We start from the raw sequence: 22,981 nt of genomic DNA, 5'->3' as shown, positions 1-22,981 counted from the left end.
ACTCTGAAAGAAACTATAAAGGCTCTTTTTTAGTTTGAATGATTTAATTTATCATGATTACTGATATTCTATTCTCTTAAAAAATAATTTTTAGGAATCAATCATTTAATTTTTTAAAACAAAGAATTGTTACATTGAGTCTGCTTGTGTACGTGTTGTCTCTTTACTTAAAACTTCCATATCATATCCATCGTCAGTTTCTGTATATTTTATCTTAACTGTTTCTCCATCTTTTTCTACTTCCGTAGGTAATTCTTTAGATTCTCCATCTTCATCAGTAAGCGTAACCGCTCCATCTTCAGCTTGAGTACCCTTGATACCTTCTTTTAATTTAAGATGTACTGTACTCTCATCTTTCTTGCTAACTTCTACCGGATTATCTATACTTGCAGCACTTGCACTATTGAAGACACCTACTAACGAAATAATTAAAGCAGCAACCATTAAACTTGCTAACCCCTTACTTTTCATAAAATTTAATGTATCCATATAGAAAATTCCTCCTTAAAATGTTGCAACTTATTTTGACTACCTTGCAACTTGGTTATAACACTAACAAAATATTCAGAATTTTTAAAGTTTTTATATGAATATATTTCGAAAAACTTTATGTTTGTATTTAAATTTTTAATTATAATTTATATTAAGTTAATCTCTTATTTGTTGCATACATTAAAAAATGATATACTAAGAAAAATTTCACTAAAATTGGAGGCTCGGCTATGACAATACAGACACACAATACAGCGTTTTCGCTATACGCTGCTATGAAAGTTTCTACAGCTCAAACAATTCCGGGTACTTTAACACTTCTAAATGATGAAATTCGGTTTCAAGCAAGCGGACCACTTAAAGGAACAGAAAATAAAGATGCTTTTCATTTTAATGAAGTCAAAAATGTTAAATTTGGGTTTTCATTTTCTCCATTCCGCATTGTCATAATAGATAACGATGGTGAATCATGGATCTTCGACCAAGTAAATCGTAAAGATGGCAAACGATTTGTAGAACTTTACAACTCCATTAATAAAATTAAAGAGGAGAATCATTCTTACTATAGAAATTAAGTATTTTTGCTCTCATCTAAACTAATAGTTATACATATTTATAATTGACATGCAAAAAGCCTCCCATTCAAACAATTGAATGGGAGGCTTTTTTATTAAAATATTATTAACTATTTATGCTTGAGCCTTTTTAGCATCTTTTCTGTCTGCTGCGTTTGAAATAATCAACGCACAAGCTGCGTCACCAGTAATATTTACAGATGTTCTTGTCATATCTAACAATCTATCTATACCTAAAATAATACCGATTGCTGCTGGGTCTAATCCAACTGCATTTAATACCATTGCTAACATAATTAAGCCGACACCTGGGACACCCGCAGTTCCAATGGATGCTACGACTGCAATTACTACTACTGTAATAAGTTGTCCAAATGAAAGATCCACACCTGAAATTTGAGCAATAAAGATTGTTGCTACCCCTTGCATAATTGCTGTACCATCCATATTGATTGTCGCACCTAAAGGTTGGACAAAGGATGCAATTTCAGGTCTCACTCCCATTTTCTTCGTACATCTTAGTGAGACTGGTAACGTTGCTGTTGAACTCGAAGCACTAAATCCAAGCGAAATCGCTGGTATAAATGCTTTAAAGAATTTCAATGGGCTTGTTTTTCCCATGAATTTAACTGCTGAACCGTATACCACGAAGAAATGAATTGCGAGTGCTAACAGTACAATAAAGAAGTACATACCTAATTGTTTAATAGCACCAAAACCAGCTCCTGTAAAGGCATGTGCAACTAAACCAAATGTACCAATTGGTGCAAAGACACTCATAATCATGGTCACGATATACATGAGTACTTCATTGGTTTGTTCAAAAAACTTATGTACCATTTGTGCTTTAGAACCGACCATAATAATACCGACCCCAATAAAAATAGCAAATGTAATAATTTGAAGCATATTTTCATCAGTCATTGATTGTAATGGATTCTTTGGAAATAGATTAATTAAAGTTTGATCGAACGATTGACTGGCTGCAGCACTTTGTGAGCCCTCTTCTTTATCTAAAGTTTTTTGATAACTAGAAACATCTTCACTATTTAATAAATCTGACTTACCTTCGCCTGGGTTAAATATTAATGCTAAAGCTATACCGATTGTAATTGCTAAAGCTGTAGTTGCTAAAAAGAATGTAATTGTTTTTAAACCTATACCACCTAGTAGTTTCGGGTCCCCAACCCCTACTACTCCTAAAACGATTGATACAAATACTACTGGTACTACTAACATAAATATTAAATTTAAGAAAATTTGTCCAATAACATTAAATACGTATTTATCAACATTTACTACAAATGCAGATTGTGCAAACATATTAAAAATAGAACCAATGGCAATACCTAATATTAATGCTATGACAATCTTCATTGAAAGGTTTTTTGTTTTCATTGCATTATCCCCCTATTGTTTATTACTCTGTATTATATAGTAATATTATATAATTAAAAGTAAAATTTGAAAATAATTACAAAAAAATGAATGCGCTTCCAATACTATGCCTTCGCTATCTTAAATGAGATTGTTTTGCATCGCATATATCGCTGCTTGTGTGCGATCAGTTACTTGAAGTTTATTGAAAATATGGCTGACATGTGTTTTTATAGTTTTCTCAGAAACAAACAGTGTTTCTGCAATTTCTTTATTTGTTTTACCTTTAGCCATCTCTGCCAATACTTCTGATTCACGCTTTGATAATTTATTAGTAAAATGTGGCTTTTTACTCACCGCTTCGATGACACTTTGCGCTTGAGGATGTATCGTTTTCTCACCTGAAAGTACTTTCTTAATTGTTTTTATTAATTGGTCTGGTTCTACATCTTTCATCTCGTATCCATCTGCACCCTTATCAATAGCGGAAATTACATGTTCATCGTCCACATAACTTGTAAGGACTAATATTTTCACTTCTGGATACGCCTTTTTCATTCTTTCTGTAATTTCAATACCATTCATTTCAGGCATAACTAAATCTAACAATACAATATCAGGTAATTCATTTGTTTCTAAATATTCAAAGAAAGATTTACCGTCTGAAAACCCTCCTATAACATCTATATCGTCAACAGTGGATAGTAGGAATTCTAATCCTTGTCTTACGATATGATGATCATCTACGAGTATAATTCGATGCATGTTAAACTTCCTTTCAAAAACTATAATGGAACTGCTATATGAATTGTAGTGCCTTTATTTTGAGTTGAATCTATTTCTAATTTACCATTAATCAATTTTGTACGTTGTCTCATATTACTTAAACCATGAGTGTCTGGTGGATTGGATTTATTAATATTAAAACCTTTGCCTTGATCTACTATATCAATAGTTAGATAACCATCTTTTTGAATCAACGATAAATCTATTTGTGTTGTACCACCATGTTTTTTTGTATTATTCATTGCTTCTTGTATAATACGATAAATATTTTCTTCAATTATACTTGGTAAATTGATCAGACCATCTACTTTAACAGTTAATTCAAGTTGTAAAAGCGTACTGTACTTTTTCAGTGCGTTAACTAAACCTTGTTCTAGTCCAACTGGCTTTAATTGCCAAATCAAAGCTCGCATCTCGTTAACAGCTTGTTGACTTGTTTGTTCTATCACTTGAAAAGCCTTGCGCGATACTTCTTCATTAGTAATTCCTTCAGCTGCATGGGCTGTTAATTTTACAGAAAAAAGCATTTGATTCACTGAATCATGTAAGTCCCTTGCTAAGCGATTTCGTTCACTTATACGAGCTGCTTCTTTTTCTTGATCTGTTAGCCAAATACGTTTGATTGCAGAGCCAATTTGAAACGCTACAGACTCAAGCATTTCTAAATCTTCTTCACTATAATGCGTTGTATGTGGTGTAGCAACATTTAATAGTCCGAATTGTTCATCCCCTGACCTTAGCGGTACAGTTGCATGATGCGTGACACCATCTGTTTCATCATGATATGCACGGTTTGCAAGGTTGATACGCGAACAATTAATGATATTAGATGCTTTGGTCAATTTCTTATTTTGATAAGCTTGAACACACCAACACGTGCCTTCACACATATATTTACAATTTTGTTTGGCTAATGCGCCTGGTAAATCTATATGAGATACAAGCTCATGTTGACCTGAATCATCAATAAAGAAAATCCAGCCTGTTGTAAACTCACTTCCTTGAATTAAAGACTTCAATGCACCTTGCATCATACTATATGTTTCTGTTTCTACATTTAAAAATTCTGCAATTTCTTTTAATAAAGCAAGTCTAGTCGGTTTTTCCATTTAACCAGTCCATTCTTTTATACAATATTACTTTACATACATTATACAGGCTCATAAACTAATTGAAAAATACAGTTTCGATTAACCTTTAAAATGATTTAATTAACAATAAAATAAATTTCATAGAATTACTATGTCTAATATTTTTAACACGTTGTTTATGGTATGATTATATATGATAATCAAGGAGGATACTATGAAATTTGAAATCCCTATTAAATATAATCAATTAACATTGAGAGAAATTTTTCAACAATTGCACTTACCTAAAAAAGACTTACATAATTTAAATATGTCTAAGTTAATTACAATTAACGATGAACCAGCAACATTAATGTCTAAAGTAAATACTGGTGACGTAGCTTATATTCCTACACCAGAAGAAGTAAGCAACTATTTACCAAGTTATCGCTATGCTCAAATTTATTACGAAGATGACGATATCGCTGTTGTGATGAAGCCAAAAGGCGTTAAAACACACCCGAATGATTTAAAAGAAAGTAATACACTAATGAATCATGTTATCTATACAGTCAAAAGTGATTACGTTGAGCCAATACATCGCTTAGACCAAGAAACGGTTGGTTTATTGATTGTTGCTAAAAATCCATTAATGAAAAAAATTCTAGATCGTATGCTAGAAGAAAATGAAATTGACCGTATTTATAAAGCAAATGTGCACAGTTTATTACCTATCAAACCACAAACGATCGATATGCCAATTGGCAAAGATAAATTCCACTCTAATAAACGTAGAGTGTCACCTACTGGACAAACTGCAATTACACATATCATTAATTCTAAAATGATTAAAGAAGATGTAAGTGAAGTAGATTTAAAATTAGATACAGGTAGAACCCATCAAATTCGCGTTCACTTAGCTGAAATTGGTCATCCAGTAATTGGTGATCCATTATATGGTAATTCAACATTAAGACAGCTTCAATTAAATAGTTATAAAATTGAATTTATCCATCCACTTACGCAAGAAACGATTTCAGTAAGTATGGACGATGAAGTTTAAATCATATTAATATAATACAAAAAAGCCAACGCGTTCTATTTAAAGAAGCGTTGGCTTTTTAATATCTTTTATTTTGGTTCAACCATATCTTCAGGTTTAATCCATTGTTCGAATTGCTCTTCAGTCACATGACCTGATTGTATTGCAGATTCTTTTAATGTAAGACCTTCACGGTGTGCTTTTTTAGCAATACTTGCAGCATTTTCATATCCAATATGTGGATTTAAAGCAGTCACTAGCATTAATGATTGGTTTAAATAATTATCTATATTTTCATGAATTGGCTCAATACCAACTGCACAATTATCATTAAATGTTTGCATGCCATCTGCTAATAAGTAAATTGATTGCAACGTGTTATGCAAGATGACAGGTTTATATACGTTAAGTTCAAAGTTACCTTGAGAACTTCCAATACCGACTGCTGTATCGTTACCCATAACTTGTACCGCTACCATTGTTAACATTTCACATTGTGTCGGGTTCACTTTCCCAGGCATTATAGATGAACCAGGTTCATTTTCAGGAATAGATAATTCAGCAAGTCCTGCGCGCGGGCCTGATGCTAGCCATCTTATATCATTAGCAATTTTCATTAAGTCAGTTGCTAATGCTTTTAAAGTACCATGTAATTGAACCACTTCGTCGTGTGCTGTTAATGCATGGAATTTATTTTCAGATGAAACAAATGCATAACCTGTATTTTTCGAAATGAATTTAGCTACTTTATCGCCAAATTCAGGATGCGCATTAATACCTGTACCTACAGCTGTACCACCAATCGCTAAATTTAAGATGTGTGCTTTTGATTCACCTAATAAAGTTTCACATTTATCAAGCATGAAACGCCACCCACTAATTTCTTGTCCTAAACGAATAGGCGTTGCATCTTGTAAGTGCGTACGGCCAATTTTTATAATATCGTTAAATTGTTCTTCTTTTTCTTTAAAAGTATCACGTAACGCTTTTAAAGCTGGTTCAAGTTTTGTTTCTACTTCATTGTATAATGCCACATGCATTGCTGTTGGGAAAGTATCATTTGAACTTTGTGATTTATTAACGTCATCATTAGGATGTATCGTTTCATCACTGCCTTGTGATTTTAAATATTCATTAGCTACATAGCTCACAACTTCGTTTACGTTCATATTACTTTGTGTGCCACTACCTGTTTGCCAAACCACTAATGGGAAATGTTCATCTAGCTCTTTATTAATGACACGGTCACAAGCATAAACAATGGCATCTTTTTTAGCGTCCGATAGTTTTCCTAATTCATTGTTAGCTAATGCTGCTCCTCTTTTTAACTGAGCAAATCCGTAAACAACTTCAATTGGCATTTGTTCTTTGCCTACTGGAAAGTTACGTTTACTTCTTTCTGTTTGAGCACCCCAATATTTTTCTGCAGGTACTTCAATTTCACCGAATGTATCATGTTCAATTCTAACTGACATTTCAAATTCTCCCCTTCATTATTCGTTATTCAGCTTTAGTATAGCATTAATTATTTTAAAGGGGCAATCGTATTATAGAGCGTTTACATATTATTTTATTTTAAATTGAATTTATGAGTTATTATTTTACCTTATTAATTAGAACCCTTCACTTTTCCACAAAAAAATACCGTCAAAATCATTAAGATTTTACGGCATTTTATATAAACTATACTTTTTTATAAATCATCTAGTAACTATACAATTTAGCTTTCTTTAGTAATGTTTATTTTGTTGAATTGTACTTTTGCTGCTTGTATTACACCTACAGCTGTTAATATGAGTAGAATCGCACCGATAACCATAGTAACAGGACTAATCGTAACTAATGTACCTAAAAATCCAGTTAAACTACTATAAAAATCTCCTAATGGTTTAAACAACAATACAGTTATTACAATACAACATATCACACTTATAATAATTCCAGTTTGGTTACCTTTAACGAACGTTGAAGCATTAACTTGATCAACAAGCCCACGCGATAAATTTATCTGCAATTTTATAACTTTAAATAACACGGGTAAGTAAAGTGCACCAATCGCCATAGGAAAACCCTTAATAGAAATTAAATTAACAATGACAGCACTAATCATAATGTATTTCCAATACTTACTTAACATATGTATAAGTCTCCTTAAATCCAATAATGATTTAATAATAACACATTCACTTTTAACTTGGCATTTCTTTTTAAATTGAAAATAATTTATCACAGTATTTGACTATCAAAACAGATTAATTTTCATTTTTCCAAAATCTCATTTGCTATTAATAGACATAAAAATAGCCCTTTGTGAATAAAAAATCCCCCAAAGAGCTATGTTAAAACTAATCATTTAAATCTGAACGAACTTCTGGATCATGAGATTTATCTAACTTATCCTCATCATTTTTCTCGGAAATTTGTTCCATTTCCTTACCAAGTTCTACTACATCTTCGTAGTCACTGACCATTTCATTTTCAGGTTCAGGTACATCATTTTGTAAATGTTTATTATCTTTTTTGTTTGTCATACCTATCACCTCACATTTATATATTAAGCAAAACGTGCTGTGAAATAATGTCTTACATCTTCAGGTAACCCTTCTGCTGCCGCTTCATCTAAAACTACATTCACCATACGATGCGCTTTTAAATCTGAAGGTTCAAAGCTTGTTTTACCATTTTCTTCATATAATTTGTGAACAACTTCTTTTTTGTCAGCGCCAGTGATAATTAAAATAACTTCACGTGCTGAAAATAGACCTTGTTTTACACTTACGTTCAATTTACCATTAGTATCAATTGATAGTACTTGTGTAATCAATTTACCTTTATTTTCTTTTGTTTTAATTTTATCACCAATAAATGATTCAGTGTCTTCATTAAATGAAACATTATAAATTTGACCTTCAGGCACACCTAAAGCTTCAAAATAAGATTTGTTATCATCATAATCTAAAATGTTAATTTGACTAAAGTCTACAGGATGATTATCTACATTTTTCTTTAATTCATCTAATACTGGTGAATTATCATTAGAAAGGTGTACACCTGCAATAGTTGTCGGATTGTTGTTAAATTGTTTTCTTAATATATCTGCAGCATATTCAGCTACAATTTTTTCGTTTTCTAAAACTTTAAAGTTCATTGCCATAGTAATTACACTCCTCTTTTTTATTAAGACGCGTTCTAGCATTATTTTTATTAATACCCTTGATGTAATGGAGATAAACCACAACATTACTAATGTACCAATTTGATTAATTAAATGCTAAGTTATAAGACTTATCTCTATTATACAAATCTATCACATTATTTTCATTCATTTAGCGCATTTATTAATGTAATTCTGGAAAACTTTGTTGTCTTAACGCTTCGTAAATGAGCAATGATGCTGTATTAGATAAGTTTAATGATCTAATATTATCATTCATTGGGATACGTAACGCCGTTTCTTGATATGTCTCTTTCACCCAGTCAGGTAATCCAGTCGTTTCACGTCCGAAAATAAAGAAGTGATCGTGAGTAGTATCAGTAAAATCAAAATCTGAATATGTTTTCTTACCAAATTTAGTTAATAAATAATAAGTACCCTCTGTTGCTTCAAAAAAGTCTTCAATACTTTCATGATAAGTGATATTAACAGTTTCCCAATAATCTAATCCAGCACGCTTTAGCATCTTATCATCTGTACTGAAACCAAGTGGCTTAATTAAGTGTAAATGTGTATATGTGCCTGCACATGTTCTTGCAATACTGCCTGTATTACCAGGTATCTGTGGTTGAAATAGTACTATGTGGTTTGTCATTCTATTTTTCGCTCCTCGTTTCAAGTCCTTTTAACATTTCAATTTGAACCTCTTCTAGTTCATTTTCATAATGTTGTGCAATAAATGGTCTAGCAGCCTCGCCTTGAATTTGTCCTATCGCCCAATATGCTGTAGCTCTAATCATAGGTCTTGGATCATCTAACGCAACATCTTGTAATTCAGGTATTGCTGTTTCTTCTTTAAAATGTGCCAAAGCAATAATTGCATTACGTTGAATCGGTTTCTTACCTCTCCATGCCCCTGCTAAATGACCATAAGTATTTTTAAATTCTTTATTGCTCATTTTTAATAAAGGCACGAGCCTTGGTTTTAAAATTTCAGGTTCTAATTCTATATCGTCATGCTGTGTATTAATCCCTTTATTTTTCGGGCATACTTGTTGACAGGTATCACATCCATAAAGACGATTGCCAATTTTATAACGATATTCATCTTCTAGATAACCCTTCGTCTGAGTTAAAAAGCTAATACATTTCTGACTATTTAACTGTCCATCTCCAACGAGTGCTCCTGTTGGACAACGATCGACACAAATCGTACAATCGCCACAGCTATCGATTAACGGGTCATCAGGCGGAAAAGGTATACTAACTAGCATCTCTCCTAAATACGTCCATGTACCAAGGTCAGGATTGATGACGAAGCCATTTCTTCCTACAAACCCAAGTCCTGCACGTTCTGCTACAGCACGATCAGACAATGCGCCAGTATCTACCATTGATTTAATTTCAACGTCTTCTACTCTAGATTCTAAATACTCACCCAATTTATCTAACCGTTTCCTCATAATACTATGATAATCTTGCCCCCAAGAAGCTCTAGCAAACATACCTCTTCTGTCTCCGCGGACACTTTTAGGCGCACCTTTTAATTTATTTGGATAGCCAACGCCTATTGCAATAATAGATCTTGCTGTTGGCAAATTTAATTTCGGTTCTGTTCTTAATTCTATATCAGATTCTTCAAAACCAGATGCATACCCTTTTGCATGATAATCCACTAACTTTTGCTTCATTTCATCGAAAGGATCAGCTGTCGTAAAACCAATACTATCAATACCAATTGAATGGGCATAGTCTATAACATCTTGTTTTAATTGGTTTAAATCCATTTTCTTACACCCCACCTTAAAAACATACATTGTACAGTTTAACACATTCGTATGGCTTTGGCGTATTAGCTATATTACTTTTATTATAATTTAAATATAATAAAATAAAAGACCAAATCGATAACATAAGATTGATTTTAAACAATACTATGTTACCAACTTAGTCTTATTTTTAATTAATTATAAAACTCTTGATAAAAAGTTTTTCGTTCTTTCATGTTGTTGGTGGTCAAAGACTTCTTCTGGTGTCCCAGACTCGACGATGACACCATCAGCCATAAATACTACTTTATCACTTACATCTCTAGCAAAGTGCATTTCATGGGTTACAACTACCATTGTCATACCCTCTTTAGCTAGATCCTTCATAACTTTCAATACGTCTCCTACAACCTCTGGATCTAGAGCTGATGTAGGTTCATCAAACAATAGAACTTCAGGGTTCATTGCTAATGCTCTAGCAATTGCTACCCTTTGCTTTTGACCGCCAGATAATTGTGCTGGATATGCATCAGCTTTATCCTCTAAACCCACTTTTTCTAATAACAACTGGGCCTCTTTTTTCAAGTCATTTTGATTCCCTTTTTTTAATAAACTAGGAGCTAAAATAACGTTATCTATTACTTTTTTATGCGGAAATAAATTGAAATTTTGAAATACCATTCCCATTTGTTGACGCAATTTTTCTAATTCTGTATCTTTACTCGTTAAATTATTATCTTTAAATATAACTTCGCCACTTGTTGGCGTCTCTAGTAGATTCATGCAACGCAGTAAGGTACTTTTCCCACTACCTGAAGGACCTATGATAGCTACAACTTCGCCTTGGTTTACAGTAAAATCAATGCCTTTTAAAACTTCATTTTTACCAAATGACTTGTATAAATTTTTAATATTAATCACTAACTTTCAATCTCCCTTCAAAGAAATACATAATTCTAGATAATGTAAATGTGAGAATAAAATACAGTATAGCTGCTATGATCAATGGTGTGAACGGATCAAATGAAGCACCTTGAACTACTTGTGCATTAAACATAATTTCACTAACACCGATTACAGATACTATAGAAGATTCTTTAATCACTGTTACAAACTCATTACCTAAAGCAGGCAAAATATTTTTAATCGCTTGTGGTAATACAACTGATTTCATAGTCTGACCATAAGATAATCCTAAACTACGTGCAGCTTCAGTTTGTCCTTTGTCTACTGCATTTATACCGGCTCTAATAATTTCAGCAATATATGCAGAACAGTTAATTACAAGCGCGATCATACCACAAATTAATGCGGAGATATTTAAACCTAATACTGCAGTTGTGCCGAAATAAACTAAAAATACTTGCACGAGCAATGGTGTGCCCCTTAAGAATTCAATATAAGCCGAAGCTAACCATCTTAAAACTCTAACTTTACTTAGTTTTAATAATGCAATAAATGCGCCAAACACTGCCCCTAGCACTACTCCCACAATTGAAATGAGTATCGTATTTTTAATACCTTTTATAAAGAAGTTTCCATATTTAGTAAAGAAATTTCCTTCATCCTTTTTCATCGCTTCTGCAGCTGATGCTTTATAATCTGCTAGTAAACCTTTATCTTCAACATCTTTAATAGTAGCATTAAGTCTTTCCATTAATTCAGGGGAATTTTTAGGTACTGCAATTGCTGTTTGTTTCGTACCTTCATTAAATTGCACGTCATCTGCAAATGCTAAATCTTCATTTTGTTTCAAGTAAGCTTCTGCAACTGGTCCTTCAATAACCATCCCGTTGATTTTGCCACTCTTCAATGACATGATTACTTCAGGCACTCTCGTTAAAGATTGTATTTGTGCATTTTCAATTTCTGTTTGTGCAATTTTTTCTTGTTGTGTTTGTTTTTGTACACCAATTTTTTGATTAGCAAAATCATCTATATTTTGAAATCTATCTGCTTCAGACTTTTTAACGATCATTTTTTGTTCAACCGTCATATATGGATTTGAAAAATCTACCTCTTTTTCACGTTCAGGTGTTGGTGTCATTCCAGAAATGATTAAATCGATTTTCCCAGTTTTAATTGCTCCTAACAAACTATCAAATTGCATATTAACAATTTTTAGCTTTACATCATTGTCCTTTGCAATTTTCTTTGCCAAATCAATATCAATACCGGCATATTCAGATTTACCATTCACATTATGTTCAAACTCATAAGGTGCATAATCTGCAGATAAACCCACTCTCAATTCTCCACGTTCCTTAATTTTATCCCATTGGTCTTCTTCTGCTGCCTGAGCATCAGGATTTATGTATGTAATTATGGCGCTAATAAATATAATAAAGACCATAAATAGTTTAATAATGTGTTTCATCTTGGTTAGCCCCTCTCTATATAATTAATTATTATACATAATAACGTAATATTATTCAATAACTTTTTATATAAAAGCTATGTATAAGAGAGGTTTTTTTCTAAAAATTACAAAATATGCATTATTTATGTATAAAAAAAGACCTAATAAATATTAGGTCTCTTAAGATTACTGTTTAGGAATTTCAAAACTGTATATTTCATCAGTATATCTACCAATGAATTTTTTACATAACTCATGAACAAAAAATGCTGCAACAAAAGGAATAATGAAATAACCAAAAATTAACAATATGATATTCATTGTTGGATCTCCAGACATACGGTTAAAGGCATTAATTGGTCCTACAAGTCCTGTATAACCAAAACCAGCTGACATCGGTGTACCTTCAATCCCAATAAAGTAAGCAATCAAGCCACCTATAATACCATTAATTGTTAAAGGTATCGCGATAATTAAATGTCTGAAATAGACAGGTATCATCATCTTAGCTGCACCAATAATTAATACTAAATTCACACCAGCACCATTAACTCTGATTGATCCAAATAAGAATGTAACACAAGCTGCAACAATTCCCATATTGGCTGCACCACTACCTAGTCCAGATAGGCTAATTGCTGTTGCAATAGCTACAACCGATATTGGCGTTACCATCAGCAACGAATAAGTCACACATATTAATACTGACATCAATAATGGATTGAGTTCAGTAAATGAATGCACTACGTGGCCTAAACCTTTTGTAACATTAGATACATAGCCTAATGTATATAGACCAATAATTCCACTTACTACAGGAATAATAACTGGTAACAAGATCATTTCTAATGAACCTAATTTATTTTGTAATATTAAGTATAAAAAGCAAGCAATAATTACAACTAAAATAGTATTAATAATATCACCAATACCATTTAGTATAAATCCATCAGGAGTAATTTTAACAGCTCCACTACCTAACATAGCAGAAACACCTATCATCGTAGCACCTGCACCATTAAATTTAAATTGGTGCGCAGCTAATACACCTATAATAAAAGCCATAAATGATTGAATCATAACTACTAATTGATATATTGTTTCTAATAACTCATTACCTTCTTTAAAAAACTTTAATAGTTCACCTAATAATGCATTAGGTATTAACGCAATAACTACCCCTGCGCCAACAGCTTGTAAGATATTACCAAAAAATTGCTTTCCATTTGGTTTAGTTGTTTTAGTTTTGGTTGTTTTAGTTTTAACCATTGAATTTTCCTCCAAATATAACATTAGACTAATAATATTATACTTTACCAAAAACTACAATATTTACTTTGATTATATTAATATTGCATACATAGTTTTATAAAGTGATATTTAGCAATTAAGTAAAATAATTAAAGGCATTAGCAGTTAATTAAGTTTAAACATAAAAAAGCAACCCCATCTTATGAGATTGCTTAACATGTACATCTAAGTACGTTATATATACCGGCGGTCGGGATCGAACCGACACTCCAAATCAATGGAACGGGATTTTGAGTCCCGCGCGTCTGCCAATTCCGCCACGCCGGCCCAATTAAATAAATAAAAAACTCCCAGTGTGGAAGTATCGATGGAGCGGAAGATAGGACTTACACCTATACCTCATTCCGGGAAGGAACGTGTTCTAAAAGTTGAACTACTCCCGCATGCAAATAATATTAAATATGGAGCGGAAGATAGGACTTACACCTATACCTCGTTCCGGGAAGGAACGTATTCTAAGAATTGAACTACTCCCGCATGGGATATAAATTAATATGGAGCGGAAGATAGGATTTACACCTATACCTCGTTCCGGGAAGGAACGTGTTCTAAGAGTTGAACTACTCCCGCATGGGATATAAATTAATATGGAGCGGAAGATAGGACTTACACCTATACCTCGTTCCGGGAAGGAACGTGTTCTAAGAATTGAACTACTCCCGCATATTGATGGAGGCGGCAACCGGATTTGAACCGGTGATAGAGGTTTTGCAGACCTCTGCCTTACCACTTGGCTATGCCGCCAATAAAAACTGGGCTAGCTGGATTCGAACCAACGAGTGACGGAGTCAAAGTCCGTTGCCTTACCGCTTGGCTATAGCCCAAAAATACAAAGGGCGGATGGTGGGGATCGAACCCACGAGTGTCGGAACCACAATCCGATGTGTTAACCACTTCACCACAACCGCCATGGCAGGGGCAGTAGGAATCGAACCCACATCAAAGGTTTTGGAGACCTGTATTCTACCGTTGAAATATGCCCCTATTAAATTAAAGTTATATGGTGGAGGGGGGCAGATTCGAACTGCCGAACCCGAAGGAGCGGATTTACAGTCCGCCGCGTTTAGCCACTTCGCTACCCCTCCCGAAAGATGGTGCCGGCCAGAGGACTTGAACCCCCAACCTACTGATTACAAGTCAGTTGCTCTACCAGTTGAGCTAGGCCGGCTTGCATTAAAATGATTCAGGACAGAGTCGAACTGCCGACACATGGAGCTTCAATCCATTGCTCTACCAACTGAGCTACTGAACCATAACAATAATGGCGGTCCCGATGGGATTCGAACCCACGATCTCCTGCGTGACAGGCAGGCGTGTTAACCGCTACACTACGGGACCTAAAATAAAAAATTGCGGGAGGCGGATTTGAACCACCGACCTTCGGGTTATGAGCCCGACGAGCTACCGCTGCTCCATCCCGCGGTGATAATATTAATGGCGGAGGAAGAGGGATTCGAACCCCCGCGGGCCGTTAAGCCCCTGTCGGTTTTCAAGACCGATCCCTTCAGCCGGGCTTGGGTATTCCTCCAAAAATATTAGGTAAATAAATTATATTCAATTATTATAAAAATGGCGGAGGAAGAGGGATTCGAACCCCCGCGAGCTGTTAAGCTCCTGTCGGTTTTCAAGACCGATCCCTTCAGCCGAACTTGGGTATTCCTCCAAAAAATTATATGGACCTTGCAGGATTCGAACCTGCGACCGAACGGTTATGAGCCGTTAGCTCTAACCAACTGAGCTAAAGGTCCTAAATATAATTTACAACTAATAATTAGTGGCGGTGGAGGGGATCGAACCCCCGACCTCACGGGTATGAACCGTACGCTCTAGCCAGCTGAGCTACGCCGCCGTTGTAATTTAGATTGCATTTAAATATATGGTGGAGACTAGCGGGATCGAACCGCTGACCTCCTGCGTGCAAAGCAGGCGCTCTCCCATCTGAGCTAAGCCCCCATATTATTTTAAGGATATCGGGAAGACAGGATTCGAACCTGCGACCCCTTGGTCCCAAACCAAGTGCTCTACCAAGCTGAGCTACTTCCCGTAAAATAGTGCGCCCGACAGGGGTCGAACCTGTAACCTCTTGATTCGTAGTCAAGTACTCTATCCAGTTGAGCTACGGGCGCATAATTCTATTTTCATGGGATAATGCCGAGAACCGGAATCGAACCGGTACGGTGATCTCTCACCGCAGGATTTTAAGTCCTGTGCGTCTGCCAGTTCCGCCACCCCGGCAAAATAATGGAGCAGAAGACGGGATTCGAACCCGCGACCCCGACCTTGGCAAGGTCGTATTCTACCGCTGAACTACTTCTGCATATGCGGGTGAAGGGAGTCGAACCCCCACGCCGTGAGGCGCTAGATCCTAAGTCTAGTGCGTCTGCCAGTTCCGCCACACCCGCGATATTAAAATAATGGTGAGCCATAGTGGGCTCGAACCACTGACCCTCTGATTAAAAGTCAGATGCTCTACCAACTGAGCTAATGGCTCAAAACATGGTGCCGGCCAGAGGACTTGAACCCCCAACCTACTGATTACAAGTCAGTTGCTCTACCAGTTGAGCTAGGCCGGCTATTAAAAAATAAATGGTGGAGGATGACGGGTTCGAACCGCCGACCCTCTGCTTGTAAGGCAGATGCTCTCCCAGCTGAGCTAATCCTCCGTATAAAATTGCCTGGCAACGTCCTACTCTTGCGGAACGTAAGTCCGACTACCATCGGCGCTAAGGAACTTAACTACTGTGTTCGGCATGGGAACAGGTGTGACCTCCTTGCCATTGTCACCAGACAATGAACTGTATAAAAATTATACATTCAAAACTAGATAGTAAGTAAAATTTGATAATGCCAAACAAAACACTTTTTAAATTTGATTAAGTCTTCGATCGATTAGTATTCGTCAGCTCCACATATCGCTATGCTTCCACCTCGAACCTATTAACCTCATCATCTTTGAGGGATCTTATAACCGAAGTTGGGAAATCTCATCTTGAGGGGGGCTTCATGCTTAGATGCTTTCAGCACTTATCCCGTCCATACATAGCTACCCAGCGATGCCGTTGGCACGACAACTGGTACACCAGAGGTATGTCCATCCCGGTCCTCTCGTACTAAGGACAGCTCCTCTCAAATTTCCTGCGCCCACGACGGATAGGGACCGAACTGTCTCACGACGTTCTGAACCCGGCTCGCGTACCGCTTTAATGGGCGAACAGCCCAACCCTTGGGACCGACTACAGCCCCAGGATGCGATGAGCCGACATCGAGGTGCCAAACCTCCCCGTCGATGTGAACTCTTGGGGGAGATAAGCCTGTTATCCCCGGGGTAGCTTTTATCCGTTGAGCGATGGCCCTTCCATGCGGAACCACCGGATCACTAAGTCCGTCTTTCGACCCTGCTCGACTTGTAAGTCTCGCAGTCAAGCTTCCTTATGCCTTTACACTCTATGAATGATTTCCAACCATTCTGAGGAAACCTTTGAGCGCCTCCGTTACTCTTTAGGAGGCGACCGCCCCAGTCAAACTGTCCATCTGACACTGTCTCCCACCATGATAAATGGTGCGGGTTAGAAATCCAACACAGCAAGGGTAGTATCCCACCAACGCCTCGACGTAAGCTGGCGCTCACGTTTCAAAGGCTCCTACCTATCCTGTACAAGTTGTACCGAATTTCAATATCAGACTACAGTAAAGCTCCACGGGGTCTTTCCGTCCTGTCGCGGGTAACCTGCATCTTCACAGGTACTATGATTTCACCGAGTCTCTCGTTGAGACAGTGCCCAAATCGTTACGCCTTTCGTGCGGGTCGGAACTTACCCGACAAGGAATTTCGCTACCTTAGGACCGTTATAGTTACGGCCGCCGTTTACTGGGGCTTCGATTCGTAGCTTCGCCGAAGCTAACCACTCCTCTTAACCTTCCAGCACCGGGCAGGCGTCAGCCCCTATACATCACCTTACGGTTTAGCAGAGACCTGTGTTTTTGATAAACAGTCGCTTGGGCCTATTCACTGCGGCTCTCCTGGGCGTTAACCCTAAAGAGCACCCCTTCTCCCGAAGTTACGGGGTCATTTTGCCGAGTTCCTTAACGAGAGTTCGCTCGCTCACCTTAGAATTCTCATCTTGACTACCTGTGTCGGTTTGCGGTACGGGCACCAAAATTCTAGCTAGAGGCTTTTCTTGGCAGTGTGAAATCAACGACTCGAGGAAACAATTTCCTCTCCCCATCACAACTTGACCTTAAGAGTGCCGGATTTGCCTAACACTCAGTCTCATTGCTTGGACGTACAATCCAATAGTACGCTTCGCCTATCCTACTGCGTCCCCCCATCGCTTAAAACGAAATTTGGTGGTACAGGAATATCAACCTGTTATCCATCGCCTACGCCTATCGGCCTCAGCTTAGGACCCGACTAACCCAGAGCGGACGAGCCTTCCTCTGGAAACCTTAGTCAATCGGTGGACGGGATTCTCACCCGTCTTTCGCTACTCACACCGGCATTCTCACTTCTAAGCGCTCCACATGTCCTTGCGATCATGCTTCAACGCCCTTAGAACGCTCTCCTACCACTGTCCTTACGGACAATCCACAGCTTCGGTAATATGTTTAGCCCCGGTACATTTTCGGCGCAGTGTCACTCGACTAGTGAGCTATTACGCACTCTTTAAATGATGGCTGCTTCTAAGCCAACATACTAGTTGTCTGGGCAACGCCACATCCTTTTCCACTTAACATATATTTTGGGACCTTAGCTGGTGGTCTGGGCTGTTTCCCTTTCGAACACGGACCTTATCACCCGCGTTCTAACTCCTAAGATAAAATTGATTGGCATTCGGAGTTTGTCTGAATTCGGTAACCCGATAAGGGCCCCTCGTCCAAACAGTGCTCTACCTCCAATAATCATTACTTAAGGCTAGCCCTAAAGCTATTTCGGAGAGAACCAGCTATCTCCAGGTTCGATTGGAATTTCTCCGCTACCCACAACTCATCCGCTCACTTTTCAACGTAAGTCGGTTCGGCCCTCCATTCAGTGTTACCTGAACTTCAGCCTGGTCATGGGTAGATCACCTGGTTTCGGGTCTACGACCAAATACTCAACGCCCTATTCAGACTCGCTTTCGCTACGGCTCCACATTAACTGCTTAACCTTGCATCAAATCGTAACTCGCCGGTTCATTCTACAAAAGGCACACCATCACCCATTAACGGGCTCTGACTACTTGTAAGCACACGGTTTCAAGTTCTATTTCACTCCCCTTCCGGGGTACTTTTCACCTTTCCCTCACGGTACTGGTTCACTATCGGTCACTAGAGAGTATTTAGCCTTGGGAGATGGTCCTCCCGGATTCCGACGGAATTTCTCGTGTTCCGTCGTACTCAGGATCCACTCAAGAGTGAACAAACTTTCGACTACAGGATTATTACCTTCTTTGATTCATCTTTCCAGATGATTCGTCTAATTTGTTCTTTTGTAACTCCGTATAGAGTGTCCTACAACCCCAACAAGCAAGCTCGTTGGTTTGGGCTCTTCCCGTTTCGCTCGCCGCTACTCAGGGAATCGATTTTTCTTTCTCTTCCTCGCGGGTACTAAGATGTTTCAGTTCCCCGCGTCTGCCTTCAGATATGCTATGTATTCACATATCGATAACACGACATAACTCGTGTTGGGTTTCCCCATTCGGAAATCTCTGGATCAAAGCTTACTTACAGCTCCCCAAAGCATATCGTCGTTAGTAACGTCCTTCGTAGGCTTCTAGTGCCAAGGCATCCACCGTGCGCCCTTAATAACTTAATCTTTTCGACTTTCAACACGAAAAAAATCGGTTGAAGACCTAAAATGTTATTAATCTGTGAGTGTTCTTTCGAACACTAGCGATTATTTCTATTTTTTTGAATTCAAGCTTTTTAAAACTCTAATTCACTCGGTTTTGCTTGGTAAAATCATAAATTTTACTTACATATCTAGTTTTCAATGTACAAATTAAATTCTTTATGGTGGAGACTAGCGGGATCGAACCGCTGACCTCCTGCGTGCAAAGCAGGCGCTCTCCCATCTGAGCTAAGCCCCCATAGTGCTTATAAAATTCTAAATGGTGGGCCTAAGTGGACTCGAACCACCGACCTCACGCTTATCAGGCGTGCGCTCTAACCAGCTGAGCTATAGGCCCATTTCGATGTTGAATACTCGTAATGAGCATTCAAAACTGAATGCAATATGTCAATGTCATTCCTCTTCATCTTCTCAAGGAAGATGTTCCGAATATATCCTTAGAAAGGAGGTGATCCAGCCGCACCTTCCGATACGGCTACCTTGTTACGACTTCACCCCAATCATTTGTCCCACCTTCGACGGCTAGCTCCATAAATGGTTACTCCACCGGCTTCGGGTGTTACAAACTCTCGTGGTGTGACGGGCGGTGTGTACAAGACCCGGGAACGTATTCACCGTAGCATGCTGATCTACGATTACTAGCGATTCCAGCTTCATGTAGTCGAGTTGCAGACTACAATCCGAACTGAGAACAACTTTATGGGATTTGCATGACCTCGCGGTTTAGCTGCCCTTTGTATTGTCCATTGTAGCACGTGTGTAGCCCAAATCATAAGGGGCATGATGATTTGACGTCATCCCCACCTTCCTCCGGTTTGTCACCGGCAGTCAACCTAGAGTGCCCAACTAAATGCTGGCAACTAAGTTTAAGGGTTGCGCTCGTTGCGGGACTTAACCCAACATCTCACGACACGAGCTGACGACAACCATGCACCACCTGTCACTTTGTCCCCCGAAGGGGAAGGCTCTATCTCTAGAGTTTTCAAAGGATGTCAAGATTTGGTAAGGTTCTTCGCGTTGCTTCGAATTAAACCACATGCTCCACCGCTTGTGCGGGTCCCCGTCAATTCCTTTGAGTTTCAACCTTGCGGTCGTACTCCCCAGGCGGAGTGCTTAATGCGTTAGCCGCAGCACTAAGGGGCGGAAACCCCCTAACACTTAGCACTCATCGTTTACGGCGTGGACTACCAGGGTATCTAATCCTGTTTGATCCCCACGCTTTCGCACATCAGCGTCAGTTACAGACCAGAAAGTCGCCTTCGCCACTGGTGTTCCTCCATATCTCTGCGCATTTCACCGCTACACATGGAATTCCACTTTCCTCTTCTGTACTCAAGTTTCCCAGTTTCCAATGACCCTCCACGGTTGAGCCGTGGGCTTTCACATCAGACTTAAGAAACCGCCTACGCGCGCTTTACGCCCAATAATTCCGGATAACGCTTGCCACCTACGTATTACCGCGGCTGCTGGCACGTAGTTAGCCGTGGCTTTCTGATTAGGTACCGTCAAGATGCGCACAGTTACTTACGCATTTGTTCTTCCCTAATAACAGAGTTTTACGATCCGAAAACCTTCATCACTCACGCGGCGTTGCTCCGTCAGACTTTCGTCCATTGCGGAAGATTCCCTACTGCTGCCTCCCGTAGGAGTCTGGACCGTGTCTCAGTTCCAGTGTGGCCGATCACCCTCTCAGGTCGGCTACGTATCGTTGCCTTGGTAAGCCGTTACCTTACCAACTAGCTAATACGGCGCGGGTCCATCTATAAGTGATAGCAAAACCATCTTTTACTTTAGAACCATGCGGTTCCAAATGTTATCCGGCATTAGCTCCGGTTTCCCGAAGTTATTCCAGTCTTATAGGTAGGTTACCCACGTGTTACTCACCCGTCCGCCGCTAACTTCAAAGGAGCAAGCTCCTTATCCGTTCGCTCGACTTGCATGTATTAGGCACGCCGCCAGCGTTCATCCTGAGCCAGGATCAAACTCTCCATAAATGAATTATGATGTTTGATTAGCTCATAAAATACTAATTTGTGTGTTATCTCTAACACGTTTGAACCAACAATTTAATGTTGCGTTCGGAATTAACGTTGACATATTGCAATTCAGTTTTCAATGTTCATTACTGCTTTAATGCGTTACAAGAAATAATTATAACATTAAGTTTTTGTTAAGTCAATAATAAATTTCTTTTTTTATTTATTAAGTTTGTTGCGTTTTTTAACTCAACATTTAATATTGTATATCCTTTCAACTAATTTAACAAGTGTCAAATTTACACTTTGTAAAAACTTCGTTGAATCGATTGTTTTGCTACGTGTCTTGTTTCGACGACTTTTTTATAATATCAAGTTTATTCACAACCGTCAATCATTTTCAGCAATCTTTTTAGTTAAATTTTACCTTTGTGATGTCTATTTATTGTTTTTATGTATTAAACGTTAGTTTAGTGTAAATATATCGGCATACATCTTAACTTAATGAGTTGTCTTACCTTCTATTATATATAGTAGGAACTAGGATGCTTATCAAACAGTAATACCGCCACTATCGCATAAACTCATCTTTTCTAGTTTAGTATCATTCAACATATTCAATATAAAGAAGTAAGAACAAAGAAAAAGGAAAACTCATTTGTTTTAAAAATGAGTTTTCCCTTTTCTTATATCATTAGTATTACAAGATATTAGATAATGTTTTCTTTCTTCTATTGACTGTTTCTTTTATCTTGGCAGTCTTTGCATAACCCATATATTTCCATACGGTGATGCGTTACATTAAAGTCTGTTACGTGCTGCGCTAATTGTTCTACTTCATCAAGTTGTGGATAATGGAAATCCACTATTTTTCCACAATTATCACAGATAACGTGATAATGATTATGTGTACTGAAGTCAAAACGGCTCGAAGAATCTCCGTATGGTAATTCTTTTACTATACCAATATCTTTAAAGACACGTAAATTATTATATATTGTAGCAACACTTATATTTGGAAAATCAGGTGAAAGTGCTTGATAAATCTCATCGGCTGTAGGATGTGTCTCTGAAGCAATTAAAAATTTCAATATTGCTTGTCGTTGAGGCGTTATTCTAATACCGTTATTTCTTAAAGACGCAATTGAATGTTCTAGTTGATGTTCAACTGTTTCCATCTTTGCACTCATTTCACTCACCATCTTTCTATTTAAGAATAATTATTACTTAATATAAATAT

Annotated in this window: 16 protein-coding genes, 29 tRNA genes and 3 rRNA genes; 2 read left to right on the top strand and 46 right to left on the bottom strand. The window is 37.6% G+C overall.

Translation table 11 applies throughout. The annotated features are described in order from the left end of the window. Nucleotides 1-129: 129 nt before the first annotated feature. Nucleotides 130-489 (bottom strand): hypothetical protein, encoded by a 360-nt coding sequence (locus AAA453_RS06780; RefSeq protein WP_427706999.1) that lies wholly within the window; start codon nt 487-489, stop codon nt 130-132. Nucleotides 490-722: 233 nt separating this feature from the next. On the opposite strand from AAA453_RS06780, the gene AAA453_RS06775 reads away from it, so the two are divergent. After that, complete coding sequence (locus AAA453_RS06775; RefSeq protein WP_427706996.1) at nt 723-1,067, top strand: hypothetical protein; 345 nt, start codon at nt 723-725, stop codon at nt 1,065-1,067. A gap of 114 nt (nt 1,068-1,181) precedes the next feature. Here AAA453_RS06775 and AAA453_RS06770 read toward each other — a convergent pair whose 3' ends face one another. The 3 genes from AAA453_RS06770 to AAA453_RS06760 form a co-directional block, all read right to left on the bottom strand. Beyond that, nucleotides 1,182-2,465 carry a dicarboxylate/amino acid:cation symporter gene (locus tag AAA453_RS06770; RefSeq protein ID WP_427706994.1) on the bottom strand — a complete coding sequence of 428 codons (1,284 nt, stop codon included), beginning with the start codon at nt 2,463-2,465 and terminating at the stop codon, nt 1,182-1,184. Nucleotides 2,466-2,585: 120 nt separating this feature from the next. Further along, a complete protein-coding gene (locus AAA453_RS06765) occupies nt 2,586-3,209 on the bottom strand; it encodes a response regulator (protein WP_046466325.1) in 624 nt (207 codons plus the stop codon). A gap of 20 nt (nt 3,210-3,229) precedes the next feature. Continuing rightward, a complete protein-coding gene (locus AAA453_RS06760) occupies nt 3,230-4,339 on the bottom strand; it encodes a GAF domain-containing sensor histidine kinase (protein WP_069818058.1) in 1,110 nt (369 codons plus the stop codon). A gap of 196 nt (nt 4,340-4,535) precedes the next feature. On the opposite strand from AAA453_RS06760, the gene AAA453_RS06755 reads away from it, so the two are divergent. Then, nucleotides 4,536-5,363: an RluA family pseudouridine synthase gene (locus tag AAA453_RS06755; protein ID WP_046466323.1), complete on the top strand. Its 828-nt coding sequence runs from the start codon at nt 4,536-4,538 to the stop codon at nt 5,361-5,363. A gap of 68 nt (nt 5,364-5,431) precedes the next feature. Here the strand turns inward: AAA453_RS06755 and fumC are convergent, their stop codons facing one another. From fumC to perR, 42 genes are all read right to left on the bottom strand, one after another. After that, on the bottom strand, nt 5,432-6,817 hold the full coding sequence (gene fumC / locus AAA453_RS06750) for a class II fumarate hydratase (protein WP_427706992.1): 1,386 nt from the start codon (nt 6,815-6,817) through the stop codon (nt 5,432-5,434). A 245-nt stretch (nt 6,818-7,062) separates the two neighbouring features. Further along, entirely contained in the window at nt 7,063-7,479 is a 417-nt protein-coding gene (locus tag AAA453_RS06745; protein ID WP_069818057.1) for a hypothetical protein, read from the bottom strand. A gap of 208 nt (nt 7,480-7,687) precedes the next feature. After that, nucleotides 7,688-7,873: an SAS053 family DNA gyrase inhibitor gene (locus tag AAA453_RS06740; protein WP_427706989.1), complete on the bottom strand. Its 186-nt coding sequence runs from the start codon at nt 7,871-7,873 to the stop codon at nt 7,688-7,690. A 23-nt stretch (nt 7,874-7,896) separates the two neighbouring features. Continuing rightward, on the bottom strand, nt 7,897-8,496 hold the full coding sequence (locus AAA453_RS06735; protein ID WP_069818055.1) for a 6-phosphogluconolactonase: 600 nt from the start codon (nt 8,494-8,496) through the stop codon (nt 7,897-7,899). Between the two features lie 184 nt (nt 8,497-8,680). Continuing rightward, a complete protein-coding gene (gene trmL, locus AAA453_RS06730) occupies nt 8,681-9,151 on the bottom strand; it encodes a tRNA (uridine(34)/cytosine(34)/5-carboxymethylaminomethyluridine(34)-2'-O)-methyltransferase TrmL (RefSeq protein ID WP_046466318.1) in 471 nt (156 codons plus the stop codon). A gap of 1 nt (nt 9,152) precedes the next feature. Continuing rightward, the gene (queG, locus tag AAA453_RS06725) at nt 9,153-10,283 is read right to left on the bottom strand and encodes a tRNA epoxyqueuosine(34) reductase QueG (RefSeq protein WP_285323467.1); all 1,131 of its coding nucleotides are present in this window, start codon (nt 10,281-10,283) and stop codon (nt 9,153-9,155) included. Nucleotides 10,284-10,463: 180 nt separating this feature from the next. Beyond that, complete coding sequence (locus AAA453_RS06720; protein ID WP_427706987.1) at nt 10,464-11,186, bottom strand: amino acid ABC transporter ATP-binding protein; 723 nt, start codon at nt 11,184-11,186, stop codon at nt 10,464-10,466. Continuing rightward, nucleotides 11,179-12,642: an ABC transporter permease subunit gene (locus tag AAA453_RS06715; protein WP_046466316.1), complete on the bottom strand. Its 1,464-nt coding sequence runs from the start codon at nt 12,640-12,642 to the stop codon at nt 11,179-11,181. Before AAA453_RS06715 ends, AAA453_RS06720 begins: the two co-directional genes overlap by 8 nt. A 168-nt stretch (nt 12,643-12,810) precedes the next feature. Continuing rightward, on the bottom strand, nt 12,811-13,893 hold the full coding sequence (locus AAA453_RS06710) for a PTS transporter subunit IIC (protein WP_427706985.1): 1,083 nt from the start codon (nt 13,891-13,893) through the stop codon (nt 12,811-12,813). Between the two features lie 223 nt (nt 13,894-14,116). Then, a tRNA-Leu gene (locus tag AAA453_RS06705) sits at nt 14,117-14,202 on the bottom strand. Nucleotides 14,203-14,243: 41 nt separating this feature from the next. Further along, nucleotides 14,244-14,318, bottom strand: a tRNA-Gly gene (locus AAA453_RS06700). Nucleotides 14,319-14,337: 19 nt separating this feature from the next. After that, nucleotides 14,338-14,412, bottom strand: a tRNA-Gly gene (locus AAA453_RS06695). An 18-nt stretch (nt 14,413-14,430) separates the two neighbouring features. Continuing rightward, a tRNA-Gly gene (locus AAA453_RS06690) sits at nt 14,431-14,505 on the bottom strand. An 18-nt stretch (nt 14,506-14,523) separates the two neighbouring features. Then, nucleotides 14,524-14,598 (bottom strand) — tRNA-Gly (locus tag AAA453_RS06685). 7 nt (nt 14,599-14,605) lie between these two features. Then, nucleotides 14,606-14,679: transfer RNA gene (locus tag AAA453_RS06680), tRNA-Cys, on the bottom strand. 8 nt (nt 14,680-14,687) lie between these two features. After that, nucleotides 14,688-14,759, bottom strand: a tRNA-Gln gene (locus tag AAA453_RS06675). An 11-nt stretch (nt 14,760-14,770) separates the two neighbouring features. Next, nucleotides 14,771-14,843, bottom strand: a tRNA-His gene (locus AAA453_RS06670). A 2-nt stretch (nt 14,844-14,845) separates the two neighbouring features. After that, nucleotides 14,846-14,919: transfer RNA gene (locus AAA453_RS06665), tRNA-Trp, on the bottom strand. A gap of 17 nt (nt 14,920-14,936) precedes the next feature. Continuing rightward, a tRNA-Tyr gene (locus tag AAA453_RS06660) sits at nt 14,937-15,020 on the bottom strand. A 7-nt stretch (nt 15,021-15,027) separates the two neighbouring features. Then, nucleotides 15,028-15,103: transfer RNA gene (locus tag AAA453_RS06655), tRNA-Thr, on the bottom strand. An 11-nt stretch (nt 15,104-15,114) separates the two neighbouring features. After that, a tRNA-Phe gene (locus AAA453_RS06650) sits at nt 15,115-15,187 on the bottom strand. 10 nt (nt 15,188-15,197) lie between these two features. After that, nucleotides 15,198-15,273: transfer RNA gene (locus tag AAA453_RS06645), tRNA-Asp, on the bottom strand. 12 nt (nt 15,274-15,285) lie between these two features. After that, nucleotides 15,286-15,357: transfer RNA gene (locus AAA453_RS06640), tRNA-Met, on the bottom strand. A gap of 13 nt (nt 15,358-15,370) precedes the next feature. Beyond that, nucleotides 15,371-15,463: transfer RNA gene (locus AAA453_RS06635), tRNA-Ser, on the bottom strand. Nucleotides 15,464-15,505: 42 nt separating this feature from the next. Continuing rightward, nucleotides 15,506-15,598: transfer RNA gene (locus AAA453_RS06630), tRNA-Ser, on the bottom strand. An 11-nt stretch (nt 15,599-15,609) separates the two neighbouring features. Continuing rightward, nucleotides 15,610-15,683 (bottom strand) — tRNA-Ile (locus AAA453_RS06625). Nucleotides 15,684-15,710: 27 nt separating this feature from the next. Then, nucleotides 15,711-15,784 (bottom strand) — tRNA-Met (locus tag AAA453_RS06620). 28 nt (nt 15,785-15,812) lie between these two features. Continuing rightward, nucleotides 15,813-15,888, bottom strand: a tRNA-Ala gene (locus AAA453_RS06615). A 17-nt stretch (nt 15,889-15,905) separates the two neighbouring features. Continuing rightward, nucleotides 15,906-15,979: transfer RNA gene (locus AAA453_RS06610), tRNA-Pro, on the bottom strand. An 8-nt stretch (nt 15,980-15,987) separates the two neighbouring features. Continuing rightward, nucleotides 15,988-16,061 (bottom strand) — tRNA-Arg (locus tag AAA453_RS06605). 23 nt (nt 16,062-16,084) lie between these two features. Next, nucleotides 16,085-16,170, bottom strand: a tRNA-Leu gene (locus tag AAA453_RS06600). A gap of 7 nt (nt 16,171-16,177) precedes the next feature. Beyond that, a tRNA-Gly gene (locus tag AAA453_RS06595) sits at nt 16,178-16,252 on the bottom strand. A 3-nt stretch (nt 16,253-16,255) separates the two neighbouring features. Further along, nucleotides 16,256-16,337: transfer RNA gene (locus AAA453_RS06590), tRNA-Leu, on the bottom strand. Between the two features lie 13 nt (nt 16,338-16,350). Beyond that, nucleotides 16,351-16,426, bottom strand: a tRNA-Lys gene (locus tag AAA453_RS06585). 6 nt (nt 16,427-16,432) lie between these two features. Next, nucleotides 16,433-16,508: transfer RNA gene (locus AAA453_RS06580), tRNA-Thr, on the bottom strand. A gap of 14 nt (nt 16,509-16,522) precedes the next feature. Beyond that, nucleotides 16,523-16,598 (bottom strand) — tRNA-Val (locus AAA453_RS06575). A gap of 10 nt (nt 16,599-16,608) precedes the next feature. Further along, nucleotides 16,609-16,723: ribosomal RNA gene (gene rrf / locus AAA453_RS06570) — 5S ribosomal RNA — on the bottom strand. Nucleotides 16,724-16,804: 81 nt separating this feature from the next. Then, nucleotides 16,805-19,729: ribosomal RNA gene (locus AAA453_RS06565) — 23S ribosomal RNA — on the bottom strand. Between the two features lie 198 nt (nt 19,730-19,927). Next, nucleotides 19,928-20,003 (bottom strand) — tRNA-Ala (locus tag AAA453_RS06560). A 22-nt stretch (nt 20,004-20,025) separates the two neighbouring features. Further along, a tRNA-Ile gene (locus tag AAA453_RS06555) sits at nt 20,026-20,102 on the bottom strand. Nucleotides 20,103-20,206: 104 nt separating this feature from the next. Continuing rightward, nucleotides 20,207-21,759, bottom strand: a 16S ribosomal RNA gene (locus tag AAA453_RS06550). The 16S, 23S and 5S rRNA genes sit together here with 29 tRNA genes alongside, the layout of an rRNA operon. A 713-nt stretch (nt 21,760-22,472) precedes the next feature. After that, nucleotides 22,473-22,931, bottom strand: coding sequence for a peroxide-responsive transcriptional repressor PerR (perR, locus tag AAA453_RS06545; protein ID WP_427706983.1), 459 nt, complete (start codon nt 22,929-22,931; stop codon nt 22,473-22,475). Nucleotides 22,932-22,981: the final 50 nt, after the last annotated feature.

This window comes from Staphylococcus parequorum (genome assembly GCF_039237145.1).
Classification (GTDB): Bacteria; Bacillota; Bacilli; order Staphylococcales; family Staphylococcaceae; genus Staphylococcus; species Staphylococcus equorum_A.
The sequence above is the reverse complement of the archived record's forward strand: the minus strand, read 5'-3'. Positions and strand labels throughout refer to the sequence as shown.